Source organism: Brevundimonas sp., from assembly GCF_030704825.1.
GTDB lineage: Bacteria > Pseudomonadota > Alphaproteobacteria > Caulobacterales > Caulobacteraceae > Brevundimonas.
The window spans coordinates 41,504-61,978 of the sequence record NZ_JAUYNX010000012.1; the positions used below are offsets into that span (position 1 = coordinate 41,504).

15 protein-coding genes are annotated in these 20,475 nt (G+C 69.8%); 8 read left to right on the plus strand and 7 right to left on the minus strand.

The window, feature by feature from the left end; translation table 11 throughout:
• The first annotated feature begins 92 nt into the window (after positions 1 to 92).
• The 4 genes from gshB (at position 93) to Q8Q71_RS04895 (ending at position 6,051) form a co-directional block, all read left to right on the plus strand.
• Positions 93 to 1,034, plus strand: coding sequence for a glutathione synthase (gene gshB, locus Q8Q71_RS04880; protein WP_305758521.1), 942 nt, complete (start codon positions 93 to 95; stop codon positions 1,032 to 1,034).
• 131 nt (positions 1,035 to 1,165) lie between these two features.
• Positions 1,166 to 2,755: a YifB family Mg chelatase-like AAA ATPase gene (locus tag Q8Q71_RS04885; protein ID WP_305758522.1), complete on the plus strand. Its 1,590-nt coding sequence runs from the start codon at positions 1,166 to 1,168 to the stop codon at positions 2,753 to 2,755.
• Positions 2,756 to 2,810: 55 nt separating this feature from the next.
• Positions 2,811 to 4,337, plus strand: a complete 1,527-nt coding sequence (locus Q8Q71_RS04890) for a response regulator (protein WP_305758523.1) — start codon at positions 2,811 to 2,813, stop codon at positions 4,335 to 4,337.
• Positions 4,338 to 4,371: 34 nt separating this feature from the next.
• Positions 4,372 to 6,051 (plus strand): MFS transporter, encoded by a 1,680-nt coding sequence (locus Q8Q71_RS04895; protein WP_305758524.1) that lies wholly within the window; start codon positions 4,372 to 4,374, stop codon positions 6,049 to 6,051.
• A 4-nt stretch (positions 6,052 to 6,055) separates the two neighbouring features.
• On the opposite strand, the gene Q8Q71_RS04900 is transcribed toward Q8Q71_RS04895, so the two are convergent.
• Together Q8Q71_RS04900 and dapF are read right to left on the minus strand one after the other, a co-directional pair.
• The gene (locus Q8Q71_RS04900) at positions 6,056 to 8,335 is read right to left on the minus strand and encodes an NADP-dependent malic enzyme (RefSeq protein WP_305758525.1); all 2,280 of its coding nucleotides are present in this window, start codon (positions 8,333 to 8,335) and stop codon (positions 6,056 to 6,058) included.
• Between the two features lie 45 nt (positions 8,336 to 8,380).
• Positions 8,381 to 9,214: a diaminopimelate epimerase gene (gene dapF / locus Q8Q71_RS04905; RefSeq protein ID WP_305758526.1), complete on the minus strand. Its 834-nt coding sequence runs from the start codon at positions 9,212 to 9,214 to the stop codon at positions 8,381 to 8,383.
• Between the two features lie 60 nt (positions 9,215 to 9,274).
• Here dapF and Q8Q71_RS04910 point away from each other — a divergent pair, with 60 nt between their 5' ends.
• The 3 genes from Q8Q71_RS04910 to Q8Q71_RS04920 all read left to right on the plus strand — a co-directional run bounded on the left by Q8Q71_RS04910 (position 9,275) and on the right by Q8Q71_RS04920 (position 14,755).
• Positions 9,275 to 10,090 (plus strand): ion channel, encoded by an 816-nt coding sequence (locus tag Q8Q71_RS04910; RefSeq protein WP_305758527.1) that lies wholly within the window; start codon positions 9,275 to 9,277, stop codon positions 10,088 to 10,090.
• Between the two features lie 99 nt (positions 10,091 to 10,189).
• Complete coding sequence (locus Q8Q71_RS04915; protein ID WP_305758528.1) at positions 10,190 to 12,367, plus strand: prolyl oligopeptidase family protein; 2,178 nt, start codon at positions 10,190 to 10,192, stop codon at positions 12,365 to 12,367.
• A gap of 159 nt (positions 12,368 to 12,526) precedes the next feature.
• Entirely contained in the window at positions 12,527 to 14,755 is a 2,229-nt protein-coding gene (locus Q8Q71_RS04920) for a prolyl oligopeptidase family protein (protein WP_305758529.1), read from the plus strand.
• A gap of 13 nt (positions 14,756 to 14,768) precedes the next feature.
• Here Q8Q71_RS04920 and Q8Q71_RS04925 read toward each other — a convergent pair whose 3' ends face one another.
• The 3 genes from Q8Q71_RS04925 to ftsY form a co-directional block, all read right to left on the minus strand.
• Positions 14,769 to 15,389 carry a MarR family winged helix-turn-helix transcriptional regulator gene (locus Q8Q71_RS04925; protein WP_305758530.1) on the minus strand — a complete coding sequence of 207 codons (621 nt, stop codon included), beginning with the start codon at positions 15,387 to 15,389 and terminating at the stop codon, positions 14,769 to 14,771.
• Between the two features lie 81 nt (positions 15,390 to 15,470).
• Positions 15,471 to 16,166 carry an inner membrane-spanning protein YciB gene (locus tag Q8Q71_RS04930; protein WP_305758531.1) on the minus strand — a complete coding sequence of 232 codons (696 nt, stop codon included), beginning with the start codon at positions 16,164 to 16,166 and terminating at the stop codon, positions 15,471 to 15,473.
• Positions 16,167 to 16,169: 3 nt separating this feature from the next.
• Positions 16,170 to 17,105, minus strand: a complete 936-nt coding sequence (gene ftsY, locus Q8Q71_RS04935; RefSeq protein ID WP_305758532.1) for a signal recognition particle-docking protein FtsY — start codon at positions 17,103 to 17,105, stop codon at positions 16,170 to 16,172.
• Positions 17,106 to 17,203: 98 nt separating this feature from the next.
• Here ftsY and Q8Q71_RS04940 point away from each other — a divergent pair, with 98 nt between their 5' ends.
• The gene (locus Q8Q71_RS04940; RefSeq protein ID WP_305758533.1) at positions 17,204 to 19,246 is read left to right on the plus strand and encodes an NAD(+) synthase; all 2,043 of its coding nucleotides are present in this window, start codon (positions 17,204 to 17,206) and stop codon (positions 19,244 to 19,246) included.
• On the opposite strand, the gene Q8Q71_RS04945 is transcribed toward Q8Q71_RS04940, so the two are convergent.
• Together Q8Q71_RS04945 and Q8Q71_RS04950 are read right to left on the minus strand one after the other, a co-directional pair.
• Positions 19,247 to 19,552 (minus strand): hypothetical protein, encoded by a 306-nt coding sequence (locus Q8Q71_RS04945; RefSeq protein WP_305758534.1) that lies wholly within the window; start codon positions 19,550 to 19,552, stop codon positions 19,247 to 19,249.
• Positions 19,552 to 20,427: an alpha/beta fold hydrolase gene (locus Q8Q71_RS04950; protein ID WP_305758535.1), complete on the minus strand. Its 876-nt coding sequence runs from the start codon at positions 20,425 to 20,427 to the stop codon at positions 19,552 to 19,554. The genes Q8Q71_RS04945 and Q8Q71_RS04950 overlap by 1 nt, the downstream gene beginning before the upstream one ends.
• Positions 20,428 to 20,475 lie beyond the last annotated feature (48 nt).

Genomic DNA, 20,475 nt, shown 5'->3' on the forward strand with positions numbered 1-20,475 from the left:
CCCGCGGCTGCCCATTAGCCAATGCGCGGCTGTCCGCCTCCTGCGGCCCGGCCTCAAGTAGCGCGAAGCGCGGTAGGCCAGGGAAGATGTCCATGCTCAGAGTCGCGATCCAGATGGACCCCGTCGAGGCGGTCAACATCGAGTCCGACACCACCTGGCTGATGATGACGACGGCCCAGGACCGGGGCCACGCCCAATGGGTCTACGACTTCCGCACCCTGGCGCTGGAGGACGGCCGCCTGTTCTGCCGCGCCCGACCGGTGACCGTGCGCCAGACCCCCGGCGACCACGTCAGCCTCGGCGACGAGGTGAAGCTGGACCTGGCCGGGGACGTCGATGTGATCCTGATGCGGCAGGATCCGCCGTTCGACATGGCCTATGTCACCGCCACCTATCTGCTGCAGACGGTGCATCCGAAGACCCTGGTGGTGAACGACCCGGCCGAGGTCCGCAGCGCGCCCGAAAAGCTGCTGGTGACGCAATTCCCCGGCCTGACGCCGCCGACCCTGATCAGTTCGGACCCGGTCGCCCTGGTCGATTTCCACCAGCGTCACGGCGACGTGGTGCTCAAGCCCCTGCACGGCGCGGCGGGTTCGGGCGTGGTGCGCCTGAAGGCGGACGATCCGAACCTGGAGGCGCTGATCGAGATTCATGCGACGGGCAGCCGCGATCCGCTGGTGATCCAGAAATTCATTCCGGCGGTGTCGAAGGGCGACAAGCGGATCATCCTGATCGACGGCGAGCCGGTCGGCGCGATCAACCGCATCCCGGCCAAGGATCAGGTGCGCTCGAACCTGCGTGTCGGCGGCACGGCGGCCCCGGTCGAGCTGACCGACCGCGACCGCGAGATCTGCGCCGCCATCGGCCCCGAACTCAAACGGCGCGGCCTGATCTTCGTCGGCATCGACGTGATCGGCGACTACCTCACCGAGATCAACGTCACCTCGCCCACCGGCGCCCAGCAGCTGAAGCGCTTCACCGGCGTCGATGCGGCGGCGCTGATGTGGGACGTGATCGAGAAGAAGCGGTCGTAGGGCTTGGGGCCTGGGGCTTGGGTTTCGGAGACCGGGCCTCTTCCTAAGCCCTGAGCCCAGGCCCCAAGTCCTCCCCTTGCAAATCCCACGCGTTCGTGGTTCGTTCCTTTCCCGTACAGCGGGAGGAGCGGATGCTCGCCAGCGTGGTGACCGTGGCTTTCGAAGGCGTGGACGCCCGGCGGGTGGACGTGCAGGTCCAGCAGCTGCCGTGCGGCGAGCATCCGTCCTTCAACATCGTCGGCCTGGCCGACAAGGCGGTGGCCGAGAGCCGCGAGCGGGTGCGCGGGGCCTTCGGCGGCATCGGCCTGTCCCTGCCGGTGATGCGGATCATCGTCAACATGGCGCCCGCCGACCTGCCCAAGGAGGGCAGTCATTTCGACCTGCCCATCGCCCTGGCCCTGCTGGCCTCGATGGGCGTCATCCCGCCGGACATGCTGGCCGGCTGGGCGGCGGTGGGCGAGCTGGGGCTGGACGGCCGGATCGCGCCGGTCGGGGGCGCCTTGCCCGCGGCGGTCGCCGCCGACGCCATGGGGCTGGGGCTGATCTGCCCGGAGGCCAACGGACCCGAGGCGGCCTGGGCCGGAGACGCGGCGGTGCTGGCCCCGCGCTCCCTGATCGGCCTGGTCAATCATTTCAAGGGAACCCAGGTGCTGCGCCGGCCCGAGCCGGGGGCGATGCGGTCCGGAGACCGCGTCCCCGACCTGCGCGAGGTCAAGGGTCAGGAAAGCGCCAAGCGCGCGCTCGAGATCGCCGCGGCCGGCGGCCACAACCTGCTGTTCGTCGGCCCCCCGGGCTCGGGCAAGTCGATGATGGCGGCGCGCCTGCCCGGCCTGCTGCCGCCCCTGACGCCCCGGGAGTTGCTGGAGACCTCCATGGTCTGGTCGATCGCCGGGCTGATCGAGCGCGGTGGGCTGACCCGCGACCGGCCCTTCCGTTCGCCGCATCACTCCGCCTCCATGGCCGCCCTGACCGGCGGCGGCCTGAGGGCGAAACCGGGCGAGGCCTCGCTGGCGCACAACGGAGTCCTGTTTCTGGATGAGCTCCCCGAATACAGCGCCCAGGCCCTCGATTCCCTGCGCGCGCCGCTCGAGACGGGCGAGATCGTGGTGGCCCGGGCCAACGCCCACGTCCGCTACCCGGCCCGCTTCCAGCTGGTCGCCGCCATGAATCCCTGCCGCTGCGGTCTCGGCGGCGCCGGCAAGGGGGCCTGCGGCAAGGCTCCGCGCTGCCAGCGCGACTATCAGAACCGCATCTCGGGCCCGATGTTCGACCGCATCGACCTGACGGTGGAGACGCCGCCAGTCACCGCCGCCGACATGGCCCTGCCGCCGCCCGCCGAGGGCACGGCCGAGGCCGCGGCCCGGGTGCTGGCCGCCCGCGCCATGCAGGAAGACCGGCTGCGCGCGGCGGGCATCGATCCCGAAACCGCCCGGGACCAGACCGTCAACGCCCGCGCCTCGGGCGAGACTCTGGACCGGTTCGCCGCGCCCGACGACGCCGGACGGGCCCTGCTGATGCGGGCCGGAGAGGCGGGCGGTCTGACCGCGCGCGGCTGGACCCGGACGCTGCGGCTGGCCCGCACCATCGCCGATCTGGACGGCTGCGACGGCGTCCTGCGCCGTCACATCGCCGAGGCCCTGGTTCATCGCCGGACGACCGTCGGCGCCCGTGGCGACTTCGAGCGGACGGCCGGCGCGGGGGCGGAGACGCGCGCCTTCTGAATCCAACCCCGTCTTAACGCCTGTCGGCGCATCCTGCGGTTCAAGGAGGCTGGCGATGGCGCGGGCGAAGACCACAGCGGAGACGACCGGGACCGAGGCGCCGGAGCAGCAGTTCCTGCGCCTGATGAGTCACGAGATGCGCACGCCGCTGAACGGCGTCATCGGCATGCTGGGCCTGCTGTCGCGCACCCGGCTGGACGGCGCCCAGCGCGCCTACGCCGAGGCGGCCCGGTCGTCGGCCGAGCATCTGCTGGGCCTGGTCAACGACCTGCTCGACTACGCCCGGCTGGAAGCCGGCAAGCTGGAGTTCGACCACGCCCCCGTCGATCTGGAGGCGCTGGTTCGCGGCGTCGCCGAACTGCTCAGCCCGCGCGCCCATGAGAAGGGGCTGGAGATCGCCTGGTCCGTCGCGCCCGAGGCCGTCGACGTCATGGGCGACGAGGGGCGGCTGCGGCAGGTGTTGTTCAACCTGGCCGGCAATGCGGTCAAATTCACCGCCACGGGCGGGGTCCGCATCGCCGTCGAACGGACCGGCGGCTCGGCCAGATCCCCCCGGCTCGCCTTCGTCATCGACGACACCGGACCCGGCGTCCCGGTCGAGGCGCGGGCGCGGATCTTCGAGGAGTTCGGCCACGTCGACGCCTCCGACGCCAGCCGCTTCGGCGGCGCCGGCCTGGGGCTGGCCGTGGTCAGCAAGCTGGCCGCCGCCATGGGCGGCGCCGTCTCGGTCGCCGACCGACCCGACGGCCCCGGCGCGCGCTTTCGCTTCGAGGCGCGCTTCGACGCCGCCCCGGGCGCGTCCCGCCGCGGGCGGCCGTTGGCCGGCCACGCCGTCGCGGTGCTGAGCCGCGACCCCTTCGTCCGCGCCGCCGCCGTCGAGCAGATCAAGGCCTCGGGCGGGACGGTGCAGGACGACGCGGAGGTGGCCCTGATCGACCACGCCGCGCGCGAGCCCGGCCACGGACTGGCCCGGAAGCCCGCCGGCGCCCGCGCCATCGTCCTGCTGAGGCCCGCCGAACGCGACCTGATCGCCCGCTACCGCGTCGCCGGCTTCCACGGCTATCTGATCAAGCCGCTGCGCCGCGCCTCCCTGGCCGAGCGGGTGCTCGCCGCCGCCGGGCAGACGACGTTGAAGCCCGGCCTGCCGCCCCCGCCCCCGCCCGAGGACGACCGCGTCGCCCCGACCCGGTTCTCGGGCACGCGCGTCCTGCTGGTCGAGGACAATCCCGTCGGGGCCCTGCTGGCGGCGACCCTGCTGCGGCGCGAGGGCTGCGCCGTCGAGACCGCCGCCAGCGGCCACGAGGCCGTCGATGCGATGAAGCGGGCCCGCTACGACCTGGTCTTCATGGACATGCGGATGCCGGGCATGGACGGGCCCAGCGCCGCCCGGGCCGTGCGGGCGGGCGGCGACCGCACCCCCATCGTCGCCCTGACCGCCAACGCCTTCGCCGAGGACCGCAAGGCCTGCCTCGAGGCCGGCATGAACGACCATCTGGTCAAGCCGCTGGAGCTGGAATCCCTGCGCGCCTCGCTCGCCCGCTGGACGAACCGCACGGACCGCGCCAAGGTCGCCGCCGGATAGGGACGCGGGGGCGTCGCTTCGAGGGACGCCACAGATGACCGACAACGCCACGGAGACCGCGCCGCCGGCTGTCGCTGCGACCGATACCGCGCCCAAGGGGCTCGGGGTGATCAAGGTCGCCTTCCGGGACCGGCGCACCCTGGCGATGCTGCTGCTGGGGTTCTCGGCCGGCCTGCCCTTCACCATGCTGATCGGCACGCTGAACGCCTGGCTGTCGGACGCCGGGGTGGCGATCTCGACCATCGGCATCCTTTCCTGGATCGGCCTGTTCGGCGCCTTCAAATTCCTCTGGTCGCCGCTGGTCGGCGTGGTTCCGCCCTTCATCGGCCGGCGGCTGGGACGGCGGCGGAGCTGGATGATCGGCTGCCAGCTGGTGATCGGCGCGGCCCTGATCGTCATTGCCGTATCCAGCCCGGAAGGCGGGACCCTCGGCCTGCTGGCCGGGGCGGCGGCCCTGGGCGCCTTCGCCTCGGCGACCCAGGACATCGTCATCGACACCTGGCGCATCGAGGTGGCCGGACCGGGCGCCCCGATCGATCTGCTGTCGACCATCTATCAGTTCGGCTTCAGGACCGCGGCCCTGGTGGGCGGCGCGGGCGCGCTTCTTCTCGCCGACGTCGCCGGCTGGCCCGCTACCTTCGCGGTGAGCGGCGTGCTGATGGGCCTGGGCCTGCTGGGCGCCGCGATCGCGCCCGAACCCGAAGCCGCCCCGCCGCAGGCCATAGCGAAGGAACGGCTGGGTTCACCGCGTCTCCGGCTGTTCGCCCTCGTCGCCACCCTGGCGGCATGGGCCTGGGCCGCCTTCATGCTGGTCAATTTCATGATCACGGCCCTCACCACGACCCCTGCGCCCAGCGCGGGCGAGTTCACCGGAACCTGGGGTCCGTGGATCATCAGCGCGGCGGTGCTGCTGCCCTGCGCCCTTGCGGGCTTCGTCGTCTGGCGCGGCCGGGTGGCCGTCCCGGCCGCGGGCGACCGCCCGATCCTGACCATGCTTTACGACGCCATCATCGCCCCGCTGGTCGAGTTGATGGGGCGGCTGGGTTGGGGCGCCCTGATCGTGCTGGGCCTGATCCTGACCTATCGCATCACCGACGGCGTCTGGGGGCCATTCGCCTTCCCCTTCTACATGGGGGCCGAGGGCGGCGCGCTGGGCCACACCAAGACGGAGGTGGCGCTGGCGTCCAAGACCTTCGGGGTGATCATGACCATCATCGGCATCGGCCTCGGCGGCTGGGCCCTGCTGGTGATCGGCCGGATGGCGTCACTGCTGATCGGGGCGATCCTGGCGGCGGCGACCAACCTGCTGTTCGCCGATCTGGCTATGGGGGCGCCAGTGATCGGCGGCTTCATGAGCGCGACCGGCCTGTACGGCCTGTTCGGGACCTTCGGTCTCGGCGAGCCCATGGCGCGGCTGATGCTGGCGATCGCCGGAGAGAACATCGCCGGCGGCTTCGCCGGCGCGGCCTTCGTGGCCTATCTGTCGGCGCTGTCGAACAAGATGTTCGGCGCGGTGCAGTTCGCCATCTTCACCTCGCTGGCGCTTCTGATCGGCACCTTCGGGCGCGGGGCGCTGGGCGAGATGATCGAGAACCAGGGCTTCGCGCCCGTGTTCATCTTCGCGGCGGCGCTGGGAGGCATCACCGTGGTCTTCTGCATCCTGGAATGGGTGCGACTGGCGGCGGAGAAGCGGAAACTCGCGGCCTCCACCTGACCCGTCAGCCCTCCACCGCCGCCCCTTCGTCATAGGCGGCGAAGGTGGCGGCGGTGATGATCTCGCTGACCGAGGCGCCGAGGCTGACGATCTGGACCGATTTCTCCAGCCCGACCAGCAGCGGCCCGATCACCGTCGCGCCGCCCAGCTGCTGCACCAGCCGGGTCGAGATGGCGGCCGAATGGATGGCCGGCATGACCAGCACATTGGCGTGGCCGGTCAGGCGCATGAAGGGATAGGCGGCGCGGGCCTCGGGATCGAGAGCCAGCTCGGGCGGCATCTCGCCCTCGTATTCGAAATCGCAGCCGCGCTGATCGAGGATGCGGATGGCCTCGCGCACCTTCTCGCCGCGGTCGCCCGGAGGGTTGCCGAAGGTCGAATAGCTGAGGAAGGCGACGCGCGGGGTCTTGCCCAGCTTGCGGACGGTTTCGGCGGCCTGGATGGCGATCTCGGCCAGTTCCTCGGCGTTCGGAAGCTCGTGGATCGAGGTGTCGGCGACGAACAGGGTGCGGCCCTTTGACAGCAGGATCGACAGGCCGATCATGCGGTTCCGGACGTCGAGGACGCGCCGGACCTCCTTCAGCACCATGTTGAAATTGCGGGTCACGCCGGTGACCATGCAGTCGGCCTGGCCTCGCGCGCACATGGCGGCGGCGAAATAGTTGCGGTCCTGGTTGATCATCCGCTGCACGTCGCGCTTCAGATAGCCGCGGCGCTGCAGGCGGCCGTAGAGCCAGTCGGTGTAGTCGGCGTTGTGCTCGCTGACGCGGGCGTTGACGATCTCGATGCCCAGGTCGTCGAAGATCAGCCCGGCCTCGGCGGCGTTCTTGCGGATCAGCTCCTCGCGGCCGATGAGGATGGGCGTGCCCAGCTCGGCCTGTTTGAAGCCCCAGGCGGCGCGGATGACGGCCGTCTCCTCGCCCTCGGCGAACACCACCCGCTTGTTCGGGCCGGCGCGCACCGCGGCCGAGATGTTCTGCATCAAGGCGGCGGACGGATCGAGCCGCGAGCGCAGCTCGGTGCGGTAGGCGTCCATGTCCTCGATCGGCTTGCGGGCCACGCCCGTGTCCATCGCCGCCTGGGCGACGAAGGGCGGGATGTACCAGATCAGGCGCGGGTCGAACGGCGTGGGGATGATGTAGTCGCGGCCGAATTTCAGCTTGCGGCCGCGATAGGCGGCGGCGACCTCGTCCGGCACGTCCTCGCGGGCGAGGGCGGCCAGGGCGCGGGCGCAGGCGATCTTCATCTCGTGATTGACTCGGCGGGCGCGCACGTCGAGCGCGCCGCGGAAGATGTAGGGAAAGCCGAGGACGTTGTTGACCTGGTTCACATAGTCGGACCGGCCGGTGGCCATGATGGCGTCCGAGCGGACGGACAGCACGTCTTCCGGCGTGATCTCCGGGTCCGGATTGGCCATGGCGAAGATGATCGGATTCGGCGCCATCGAGGCGACCATCTCCTTGGTGATGGCCCCCTTGGCGGCCAGGCCCAGGACGACGTCGGCGCCGACCATCGCTTCCGCGAGCGTGCGATGCGGGGTGTCGGTGGCGTGGGCGGCCTTCCATTGGTCGACGTTGTCGCGCCCCCTGTAGACGACGCCGTCGCGGTCGACGATGACGGTGTTCTCCTGCCGGACGCCGGCCGCCTTCATCAGGCCGATCGACGACAGGCCGGCGGCGCCGGCGCCGGCCAGGACGACCTTGAGGTCCTCCAGCTTCTTGCCGGCGATATGGGCGGCGTTGATCAGGGCCGCGGTGGAGATGATGGCCGTGCCGTGCTGGTCGTCATGAAAGACCGGGATGTCCAGCAGGTCCTGCAACTGGCTTTCGATGACGAAGCATTCGGGGGACTTGATGTCCTCGAGATTGATGCCGCCCCAGGTGTCGCCGATGTTCTTGACCACGGTGACGAACTCGTCCGGGTCGGTGGTCTTGACCTCGACGTCGAAGCTGTCGACGTCGGCGAAGCGTTTGAAGAGCACGCATTTGCCCTCCATCACCGGCTTGGAGGCCATGTGGCCGAGATTGCCGAGGCCGAGGATGGCCGTGCCGTTGGAGATGACCGCGACCAGATTGCCCTTGGACGTATAGTCATAGGCCCTGTCGACGTCGTCGGCGATGGCCAGGACCGGAATGGCGACGCCGGGCGAATAGGCCAGAGACAGGTCGCGCTGGGTCGCCATCGGCTTGGTCGGCGCCATGGAGATCTTGCCCGGGGTCGGGCTGCGGTGGAACTCCAGCGCATCTTCGTCGGAGAAGGTCTGTTTGTCGGTCAGGTCGGCCATGCCCGTTCCTAAGCCGGAGGGCGGGCCGCGACAACCGTCGACGGGTCAGACCGTCAGCGCTCCCGTCCGTTCGACCTCGACCGGCCCGGTCATGAAGACGTGGTCCGTCGCCTCGTCCCAGTTGATCGTCAGTTCGCCGCCGTCGACCTCGATGGTCGCGGCCCGGCCGGTCAGGCCGCGCCGCGCGGCGGCGACCAGGGCGGCGCAGGCGCCGGTGCCGCAGGCCCGGGTCAGGCCGGCGCCCCGCTCCCACACCCGCAGGCGGATGCGGTCGGGCGCCATCACATGGGCGAAGCCGACATTGACGCCCTCGGGAAAGCGCGGGTGATGCTCGATCAGGGAGCCCGTGCCGCGCACGAAGCCGTCGTTCGGGGCGTGGTCCATGAAGAAGACCACGTGCGGATTGCCCATGGAGACGGCGCCCGGCGTGTGCAGCACAGGATCGTCGATCGGCCCGACCTGCAGTTCGATGCCGCGGGTGTCCATTTCCTCGTCCAGCGGAATCTGATCCCATTCCAGCCGGGGCGCGCCCATGTCCACCGTGATCCGGCCGTCGGCCGCGCGCCGGGCCGTCGTCGGACCGCCCAGGGTGTCGATCCGGACCTCGTCCCGACCGCTCGACTGCATCAGCAGCCAGCCGACGCAACGCAGGGCGTTGCCGCAGGTCTCGACCGACCCGCCGTCGGCGTTCCACACCCGCATGAAGGCGTCCGCCGTCGTGGACGGTTCGATGGCGATCAGCTGGTCGCAGCCTTCGCCGGTCTCGCGGTCGGCGACGGCGCGCGCCTGATCGGCCGTCGGCGCGAACGGCGTCTCCAGCGCATTGACGACGACGAAGTCGTTGCCGGCGCCGTTCATCTTGACGAAGGGACGGGTCATACCGGGCAACATATAGCGACGGGCTGGACCTGACGCGAGAGAACCGCGTTAAGCTGGACCATGAGTCGCGCGACGCCCGCCAGCAAGTCCGTTCCCGACAAGGCCGAAGGGCTGCGGCTGAGGGCGCGACTGCGCTACCTCTACCATGGCGGATCGCCGCCGGCGGTGCGGTTCCGGCTGGCGGTCATCGTCATCGACTTCGCCATCATCGGCTTCTTCCTCGCCGCCCCGATCCTGCACGAGGCGGGGCTGGTCTTCTATGTGGTGGACTACCTCATCGCCGCGGTGCTGGGGGCCGACCTGGCCGCGCGAGCCTACGCCCACACCGACTGGAAGGACTGGCTCAGGAAGCCGGCGACCTGGGTCGACCTGTTCGTGCTGGCGACCCTGCTGTTTCCGGCCTGGCTGTTCAACTTCGGCTTCCTGCGCCTGCTGCGGCTGTGGACCCTGCTGCACTCGGACTTCTTCTGGCGCACCGTGGGACGCAAATACGACGACACCCGGGTGGAGGAGATCACGCGCGCCCTGGCGTCGCTGGTGACCTTCATCTTCGTGGTCACGGGCTTCGTCTACGCCACCTTCCGCGACAGCCACCCCGGCATCAGCGGCTATCTGGACGCCCTGTATTTCACCGTGGCCACCCTGACCACGACGGGGTTCGGCGACATCACCCTGCCGGGCAATTGGGGGCGGCTGCTGTCGATCGTGGTCATGCTGACCGGCATCACCCTGTTCCTGCGGCTGGCCCAGACCATCTTCAAGCCGCACAAGATCAAATATCCCTGTCCCGTTTGCGGCCTGCAGAAGCACGACCCCGACGCCGTCCACTGCAAGGCCTGCGGCGAGGTTCTCTGCATTCCCGACGACGGGGCCTGATCCGGCAAGATGACAAATCCGTAAGATGCCCCCGGTCGCCTTGCCCGGGGTCCGGCGGGGGATAAGGTGCCGCCCGACTTCCGTCGGGGACCAGACCATATGATCCGCACCGCCGCGCTCGCCGCGCTTCTCACCTCCCCCGTCCTTTCGAGCGTCGCCATGGCCCAGACCGCAGTTCCCGCGCCGGCCGCCGCGGAGGTCTCGGGCGGCTTCGCCACGTCGGACGCGACCGATCCGTATCTCTGGCTGGAAGAGATCGAGGGCGAGCGCGCCATGGCCTGGGTCAATGCGCACAACGAGCATTCGCTCGGCGTTCTGCGCGGCGACCCGCGTTTCGAGACCCTGCACCAGCAGGCGCTGGAGATCGTCCAGTCGCGCGACCGCATCCCCTCCCCCGGCTTCAACCACGACGGCACGATCGACAATTTCTGGCAGGACGCCGAGCATGTGCGCGGCGTCTGGCGCACCACCACCCTCGACAACTATCGCTCCGAAGCCCCCGCCTGGGAGACCGTCCTCGACATCGACGCCCTGGCCGCGGCCGAGGGCAGGAACTGGGTCTACAAGGGGTCGACCTGCCTGCCGCCCGAAGAGACCCGCTGCCTCGTCTCCCTGTCGGACGGCGGCAAGGACGCGGTGACCATCCGCGAGTTCGACCGCGCCACCCGGACCTTCGTCGAGGGCGGCTTCGTCCTGCCGGAGTCCAAGGGCGGGGCGTCCTGGGTGGACGCGGACACCCTGCTGATCTCGCGCGACTTCGGCCCCGGCACCCTGACCAGCTCGGGCTATCCGATGATCGTCAAGGTGCTGAAGCGCGGCCAGACGATCGACCAGGCGCAGACGGTCTTCACCGGCCAGCCGACCGACGTTTCGGTCTCGGGCTATACGCTGCGCGACGCCGACGGCGTGGTGCAGGCGACCCTGATCAACCGCGGCGTCAGCTTCTACGAGGGCGAGACGCACCGGCTGAACGCCGACGGCACGACGACGAAGCTGGAGTTGCCGGCCAAGTCCAACATCAACGCCCTCGTCCGTGGGCAGATGGTCTTCACCACCGACCAGGACTGGACCGCCCCCTCGGGACAGGAATTCAAAACCGGCGATGCCATCGCCTATGACCTGCAGGCCTGGCTGGCCGACCCCTCGGTCCCGGCGCAACTGGTCATCCGCCCGGGGCCGCGCGAGGCCGTCGAGGGCATCTCCAACACCCGCAACAAGCTGGTCGTGGCCCTGTACGAAAACGTGCGCGGCTCGGTCTATGTCTATGAGCCCAATCCGTCGGGCGAATGGACCCGCAGCCGTCTGGACCTGCCCGAGAACGTCTCGGTCGGCGTCGGCTCGGCCAGCGAGCAGGACGACCGCGTCTTCGTCAACGTCACCGGCTATCTGAACCCGTCCAGCCTGTTCCTCGCCGACGCGGCGACCGGCGCGGCGGACCTGACCAAATCCCTGCCGGCCAAATTCGACGCCACGGGCATGACGGTCGACCAGTTCGAGGCCCGTTCCGCCGACGGCACCATGATCCCCTATTTCGTCGTCCACCGCGGCGACATGGCCATGGACGGCTCCAACCCGACCCTGCTGTACGGCTATGGCGGCTTCCAGTCGTCGCTGCTGCCCGGCTATTCGGCCACGGTGGGCAAGCTGTGGCTGGAGCGGGGCGGGGTCTATGTCATCGCCAACACCCGCGGCGGCGGCGAGTTCGGCCCCAACTGGCACCAGGCGGCCCTGCAGCAGAACCGGCAGCGGGCGCACGAGGACTACCAGGCCGTCGCCCTGGACCTGATCGCGCGTGGCGTCACCAGCCAGCCGAAGCTCGGGATCATGGGCGGCTCGCAGGGCGGGCTGTTCATGGGGGCGATGCTGACCCAGCGGCCGGACCTGATCAACGCGGCGGTCATCCAGGTGCCCCTGTTCGACATGCTGCGCTTCCACAGGCTGCTGGCCGGCGCCTCGTGGATGGCCGAATACGGCAATCCGGACATTCCGGAGGAGCGGGCCTGGATCGAGGCCTATTCGCCCTACCAACGGCTCGAGGCGGGCCAGCCCTATCCCGAGGTCTTCATCCACACCTCGACCAAGGACGACCGCGTCCATCCGGGCCACGCCCGCAAGGCGGCGGCGCGGCTGGAAGAGCTGGGCTATCCGGTGCTGTTCTATGAGAACACCGACGGCGGCCATGCGGCGGGGGCCAATCTGCGCGAGACGGCGCGGCGGATCGCGCTGGAATACACCTATCTGACGCGGCGGCTGATGGATGGGCCGGCGGCGGAATAGGCCCCCAACCATCCGCTCATCCCGGCGAAAGCCGGGGACCCAGTGCTTTCGTTGAAGCATCGGCGGCTGGGATTAGCGGGTTGCGACACGGGCGGCGCCGATCGCCCGAAAGATCTGGGTCCCCGGCTTTCGCCGGGATGAGCGGAAAGTTGTAGTGCGATGAACCGACTGATCCTGTCCGCCGCAATCCCGGCGCTCCTGCTTGCGGCCTGCGCGGGCGGCCCGGACCAGATGCAGGTTCCGGCCCTGAACGTCGCCGATGTCCCGCGCGTCATGCAGGCGCCCCCGCCGCACATGCCGTCCGACCTGACCCCCGCCGGCGTCCGCGCCGCCGACGACCATCTGGCGCTGGAGGAGGTCAGTGGCGCCGAGGCCATGGCCTTCGTCGCGGGCGAGAACCAGCGCTCGCTGGCCGCCCTGACCGGCGACCGCCGCTATGAGCCGTTCCGGCAGCAGGCCGAGGCGATCCTGACCGCCACCGACCGCATTCCCTCTCCATCCTTCCTCGGCGAGGGCATCGGAAACTTCTGGCAGGACGCGGCCAATCCCAAGGGGGTGTGGCGGCGCACGACGCTGGAGTCCTACCGCTCGGCGAATACGCAGTGGGAGACGATGCTCGACGTCGACGCCCTGTCCCGGGCCGAGGACAGGGACTGGGTGTGGAAGGGCGCCGACTGCCTGGCCCCCGACGAGACGCGCTGCCTGGTCAGCCTGTCCGACGGCGGCAAGGACGCCGTGACGGTGCGCGAGTTCGACACCACGACCGGCCTGTGGGTCGAGGACGGCTTCATCCTGCCCGAGGGCAAGCACCGGCTCGAATGGCTGGACCGCGACACGCTTCTGGTCGCCACCGACTTCGGCCCGAACACCCTCACAGAGAGCGGCTACCCCTTCATCGTCAAGTCGCTGACGCGCGGCCAGACGCTGGATCAGGCGACCGAAGTCTATCGCGGCGACATCGGCGACGGCGGGTATGGGGTCAGCCCGACGGTGTATCGCGACAGGGACGGGGCTATCGAGGCGGTCATCATCAGCCGGCCGCTGGACACCTTCCGCAGCGAGACCTGGCAGGTGGTCGAGGGCGCGCCGGTGAAACTGACCCTGCCGGAACGGGTGTCCATCTTCGGCGTGACCCGCGGAGCCCTGATCTTCTCGAATGACGAACCCTGGGGTCTCATCGCGGGGAGGTTCAGACCTGGCACGCTGCTCGCGGTTCCGCTGGCCCATCTGACCGGGGCGGTCCGCCCGAGCGTCTCCACCGACGGCGACCCCCACCTGGTTTATGTGCCGTCGCCGCGCCAGTCGCTGCAGGACGTCAGGGTTCTGGACGGCGTTCTGATCGCGTCCATGTCCGACAACGTCACCGGCAAGCTGATGAGATTTGACCGCCCGGGCGGGGACTTTCCGAGCCGCTGGCGCATGACGGAACTTCAGGGCCCCGACAACAGCGCGGTAGGGCTTGGCGACTCGTCGAAGAAGTCAGGCCGCGTCTTTGTGTCGTCCGAGGGGTTCCTGACGCCGAACACGCTGGGTCTACTGGAGCCGGCGACGTCGGCGCCCGAGACCCTGAGGTCCGCCCCCGCCCGCTTCGACGCCTCCACCCACGTCGTCGAACAGTTCGAGGCCACCTCGTCCGACGGCACGAAGATCCCCTATTTCGTCACCCGGCCGCGCGACCTGGTCATGGACGGCCATGCTCCGACGATCATCTACGGCTACGGCGGATTCCAGGTGTCCAAGCCGCCGGCCTACATCCCCGAGATGGGCAAGCTCTGGCTCGAAAATGGCGGCGTCTACGTCAACGCCAACATCCGCGGCGGCGGGGAGTTCGGGCCGGAGTGGCATCAGTCGGTGCTGAACGAGAACCGCCAGCTGGCCTTCGACGACTTCGCGGCGGTCGCCGCCGACCTGCACCGGCGCGGGATCACCTCGCCGCGGCGCACGGGAATCTACGGCCGCTCCAACGGCGGGGTCCTGACCTCGGTGACCATGACCCAGCACCCGGAGCTGATCAATGCGGCGGTGATCGAGAGCCCGCTGATCGACATGCTGCGCTATCACGAACTGCCCGCCGGGGCCTCGTGGATCGGCGAATACGGCGATCCGCGCATTCCGGAAGAAGCCGCCTGGATCGCCCGCTATTCCGCCTACCAGAACCTTCGTCCGGGGGCGGACTATCCGCGCGTCTACATCACCACCAACACCCGCGACGACCGCGTCCACCCGGGCCACGCGCGCAAATTCGCCGCCCGCCTGACCGACATGGGCTACGACCACCTCTATTATGAAGAGACGTCAGGCGGCCATTCCAACGACGCCGACCCGGTCGCCAACGCCCGCCGCTGGGCCCGGCATTACGTCTACCTGGCCCAGCAGCTGATGGACTGAGGGAGGCCCGGCGTCAGGCCGGCTCGACGACCCTGGCCTTCTTCGCCTTGGCGGCCTTTTCAGGCTTTTCGGCCTTGGCCTTCGCCGGCTTGTCGGCCTTCCTCGCCAGCTTCTCGGCCTTCTTCGCCTCGCGGGCGGCCTTCTTGGCCGCCTTGGCCTCGGCCCGGGCCTTGGCGGGGGCGGCGTCGGCCTCGCCGGCCAGTTCGGCCAGAAGATCGAGGAAGCCGTCGCGCTTGCCCTTGGGCAGCAGGGCCAGGATGCGCTTGTCGGCGGCCTCGACGCGCGGCCGGGCCGCCTTCAGCGCCGCCTCGCCCGCGGGCGCCAGGCGCACCGCCTTGGCCCGGGCGTCGACCGTCGACTTTTCGCGGTCCAGAAGACCCTTTGTCGTCATGCGGGAGACCAGGTCGGCCAGGGTCGAGCGGTCGATGCCGGTGGCGCGGACCAGATCGGTCTGGGTCAGGCCGGACTTGTGCGACACCGCCTCCAGCACCGCGAACTGGCGCTGGGTCAGGCCGTCGGGCCCGGTCTCTTCCGCGTAGATGTCGAGCGCCAGCTGCAGCACGCGATGCATCAGGTGGCTGGGCGATCCCGCCAGCCCTGCGGCGCGTTTCGCCTTGTTCCCGGACTTGACCATGAACCGTATCCCCTTGGGCCTCGATGACGCAGACGTAGCAGCGGCGCTTTACGGTTTGACGACGGACGATCCGCCGGCGGTTCAGGGCGCGGTGTCGGGCTCCGCCGGCGCCATCGGATCGACGGGTTTGTCGGTCGAGGTCAGGTTCCTCATGATCAGCGGAATCTGGGACAGGCCGAACGCCGACGAGGCGACCCACAGCACGCCCCGGAAGCTGACCCAGACATCGGCCGGATCGACGTCGGCGCGGCCGATGCGGGCGGCGGCCCAGCCGACCAGGGCCTCGCTGCGGACCAGTTCGTTGACCGCGGCGACGGCGAGGAAATACAGGCCATAGCGGAAGGTCAGGATCCGCCAGGCCCGGTCGTTGATCGGAATGACCGTGCCGAGCAGGGCCCTCAGCGGCTGTTTGCCCAGCAGCAGCCCGCCCAGCAGGGCGACGGCGAGCGAGGCGTTGAGCACCGAGACCTTGACCTTCACCCACAGGCCGTCGCCGGTCAGCAGGGTCAGCAGGCCGAAGACCAGGGCGAAGCCGCCGACCAGCAGCGGCATCAGGGCCAGCCGCTTTTCCACCACCAGGCCGACGACTACCGCGATGGCCGAGCCGGCGACCAGGGCCCAGGTGGCCTGGACCAGGGCCTCGTCGCCGCTCATCCCGCGCAGGCGCAGGACCAGGAAGGCGAGGCCGAAGGCCAGCAGGCCGCCGAAATCGACGGCCTGACGCAGACGGTTGTCGCGTGCGGGCGCGGGGGCGGGGGCGGGTTCGGCGTCGTTCATGCGTCAGTCCTCAAGCCCCACCAGGGACCGTGAAAAGGCCCGGGCGTCGAAGGGTTGCAGGTCGTCGATCCCCTCGCCGACCCCGATCAGCTTGATCGGTGCGTCCGACGCCTGGGCCACGGGCACCAGCACCCCGCCCCGCGCCGTGCCGTCCAGCTTGGTCATGACCAGGCCCGACACATAGGCCGTGCGTCCGAAGATCTGCTCCTGGGCCAGGGCGTTGCGGCCCACGGTGGCGTCGAGCACCAGCAGGGTCTCGTGCGGGGCCTCCGGATCGATCTTCTTCAGCACCCGCACGATCTTCAGCAATTCGTCCATCAGGGCCGACTTGTTCTGCAGCCGGCCGGCCGTGTCGATCAGGACCACGTCGTAGCCCTCGGCCTTCGCCCTCGTATAGGCGTCGAAGGCCAGGCCGGCCGGATCGGCGCCGTCGCGGCGGCTCTCGAAGGTCGCCCCGGCCCGCTCGGCCCAGACCTTGAGCTGTTCGCGGGCGGCGGCGCGGAAGGTGTCGCAGGCCACGATCATCACCTTGGCGCCCTGACCGGTCAGGTCGGCCGCGATCTTGCCCAGGGTGGTGGTCTTGCCCGAGCCGTTGACCCCGACGAACAGGGTCACGAAAGGGCGCGGGCCGTCCAGCGGCGCGTAGCGGGCCTCGTGCGAGACCAGCTCGGCGGCGACCGCCTCGGCCAGGGCTTCCCTGACCTCGCGTTCATTGGCCCCGGCCCCGAAACGCAGGTCGCGGAAGCGGGCGACGATGCGGTCGGTGGCGGCCGGGCCGAGATCACTCTCCAGAAGATGCTCCTCCAGCCCCTCGAGCGCGGCCTCGGACAGCGGTTCCTTGACGAAGGCGGAGACGACCTGTTCGGTCATCTGTTTCGAGGAGCGGGAGAGGCCCTCGGTCAGGCGCGAGAGCCAGCCCTTTTTCGGCGCGTCGTTCATGGACCCGCTTTAGCCGCCGGGGGTTTGAAGGTCACGGGCAATCGTGGCGCGCCGCGGCCTTTGCCTCTAAATGAGCACTGAACCGCAGGAACCGACGCTTGCCCAAGTCCCATCCGTTCCACTCGCCCCGCACCCACGGCTTCGTCCGCGTCGCCGCCGCGACGCCGGTGGTCCACACCGCCGACCCCGTCGCCAACGCCGGGGAGCACATCACCCTGATCCGCCAGGCCGGCGAACAGGGCGTGGATCTGCTGGTCTTTCCGGAGCTGTCCCTGAGCGGCTACGCCATCGACGACCTGCTGATGCAGGACGCCCTGCTGGACGAGGTGGAACGGCAGATCGCCGTCCTGGCGGAGGCGGCGGACGCGGCGGGGGTGATCGCCGTGGTCGGCGCGCCGATCCGCAACGGCGACGCCCTGTACAATTGCGCCGTGGCCCTGGGCTCGGGCTCGGTGCTGGGCGTCGTGCCCAAGACCTATCTGCCCAACTATCGGGAATATTACGAGAAGCGCTGGTTCGCGCCAGCCGCCAGCCGGTCGGAAGACGCGGTGGTGCTGGGCGGCGAGACGATCGATTTCGCCCCGGGGCTGATCTTCGAGGCGGCCGACCGGCCGGGTTTCGTCTTCGCGATCGAGATCTGCGAGGACTTCTGGGCCCCGCAACCGCCCTCGACCCGGGCCGCCCTGGCCGGGGCGCGCATCCTGCTCAACCTGTCGGCGTCCAATATCGTCATCGGCAAGGCCGACGAGCGGGCGATCCTGTGCGCCAGCCAGTCGATGCGGACGATCTCGGCCTATGTCTTCACCGCCTCGGGCTGGGGCGAGAGCACCACCGACCTGGCCTGGGACGGCCAGGCGACGATCCACGAGACGGGCGCGAAACTGGCCGAGGGCGAGCGGTTCGCCCTGGAGTCCCACCTGACCGTCGCCGACATTGACGTCGAGCGGATCGGACTGGACCGGCTGCGCAACGGCACCTTCGCCGACTGCGCCCGCATCGAGGGCGAGCCCGCGACCGTCGTGCCGTTCGAGGCGGGACCGGGCCCGGCCGGCGACCTCCTCCGCCCCCTCGACCGCTTCCCCTTCGTGCCGGACGACCCGGCGCGGCTGGACCAGGACTGCTACGAGGCCTTCAACATCCAGGTGCAGGGGCTGATGCGCCGGATGAAGGCGACCAATGGCGAGCGGCTCGTCATCGGCGTTTCGGGCGGGCTCGACTCGACCCAGGCCCTGCTGGTCGCCTGCCGCGCCTTCGACCGGCTGGGCCTGCCGCGCACCGGCATCCTCGGCTACACCCTGCCGGGCTTCGCCACCTCGGAAGGGACGAAGTCGAACGCCTGGGCGCTGATGAGGGCGCTGGGCGTCACCGGGGCCGAGATCGACATCAGGCCGACCGCCACGACCATGCTGGAGGCCATCGGCCATCCCTTCGCCAAGGGAGAACCGGTCCACGACATCACATTCGAGAATGTCCAGGCCGGGCTGCGCACCGACTATCTGTTCCGGCTGGCCAACCAGAACGGCGCCTTCGTGCTGGGCACCGGCGACCTGTCGGAACTGGCGCTGGGCTGGTCGACCTACGGCGTCGGCGACCACATGAGCCATTACAACGTCAACGGCGGCGTCGCGAAGACGCTGATGCGTCACCTGATCCGCTGGGTAGCCGACCGCGAGGTGGTGGGAGCCGAGGCGGTTCCGGTCCTGCGCGGCATCCTCGGGACCGAGATTTCGCCGGAACTGGTGCCGGCGAAGGACGGCAGGATCCAGTCGACCGAGAGCGCCGTCGGGCCCTACGCCCTGAACGACTTCTTCCTGTTCTACGTCACCCGCTTCGGCATGAAGCCGTCGAAGGCGGCGTATCTGGCGCATCAGGCGTGGAAGGACGCCTCGGTCGGTCACTGGCCGGCGGGGACGCCCGACGAAGAGAAGATCGAATACGACCTGGCGGTGATCAAACACTGGCTGCGGAAATTCCTCGTCCGCTTCTTCCAGACCAGCCAGTTCAAGCGCTCGGCCCTGCCCAACGGGCCCAAGGTGGTCACCGGCGGTTCGCTGTCGCCCCGGGGCGACTGGCGCGCGCCCTCGGACGCCACGGCGCGGGTCTGGCTGGATGAGCTGGAGGCGAATGTTCCGGACGCCTGATCAGGTGAAGGCGGCCGCCAGCAGAAGGATCGGTGTAAGCGGCAGGGTTATGCGAACGATCGGCACGATCTGCCGGGCATGCGCGTCGATCTCCCGGTAGTGGCGGGAATAGAGCAGGGGCAGGTCAACCGTCTGCCAGACGCCTGTGAAATTCCCTCCGAACCCGAACAGGCTGGGAGTCGAAGCGGGCAGATCGCCCGATTGCTTCAGCGCGTGAAGGCGAAATTCGAGATAGAGCAGCAGCGAGATCGTTACGATGCCGCTGACCGCCAGGCCGGACCACAGCACGCCGCCGGCCCAGGGCATCAGTCCACCTCCCCCAGGAACGGGAAGATCGCCGCCTTGGCCTCGGGCTCGTCCAGCATGGGGGCGTGGCCGACGCCCGGAACCTCGACGAAATCCATCTTCGGGGCCCGCTTGCGCATCCGGGCCGCGATCTCGGGACTCAGCAGGTCCGAGGTCTCGCCGCGCACCAGCAGGGTCGGCCGGCCCCTGGCCAGCCGGGTGAAGAAGGGCCACAGATTGGGGACCAGGGCCTTGGCGCCCGCCGCCCGGATCGGCGCCATGATGTCGGGATCATAGTCCGGCACCGGCGTCCCCTCCGTGCCCATGCGGAAGGTCCGGCGGGCGAAGGCGTCCCAGTCGGCGTCCGAATAGTGCGGCAGGGCGATCTCGTTGGTCTTGCGGACATGGGCCGCCGCGTCCGCCCAGTTGTTGATCTCGACCGGCTGTCCGGCATAGGCCGCGATCCGCGCCAGCCCCACCGGCGACACCTCGGGGCCGACGTCGTTGATGATGGCGGCGGCGATGACCTTCGAACGGATGGCGGCCAGGGCCATGGTGATCAGCCCGCCCATCGAGGTGCCGAGGAAGACCGCGCGCTCGACGCCCAGGTCCTTCATCAGGGCCAGCACGTCCTGCGCATAGGTCGGCGGCTGGTAGGTCATCGGGTCGGGGGCCCGGTCCGACCGTCCGCGTCCGCGGACATCCACCGCCAGCACCCGCCGGCCGCTCTGGGCGATGAGGGGGGCGATGGCGTCGAAGTCGGCCGAGTTGCGGGTCAGGCCGTGGATGGCGATCACCGGCAGCTTCGCGGGACCCGACGCCGCGGCGTAGTCGCGGGCGTACAGGCTGAGGCCGTCGGCGCTGGTCCATCGGCGTTCGGCGAAGGTCTGGGTCATCGAGGGCTCCGGCGCGTTTGCCGGAGGTTATTTCATCGGCCGGAGAAA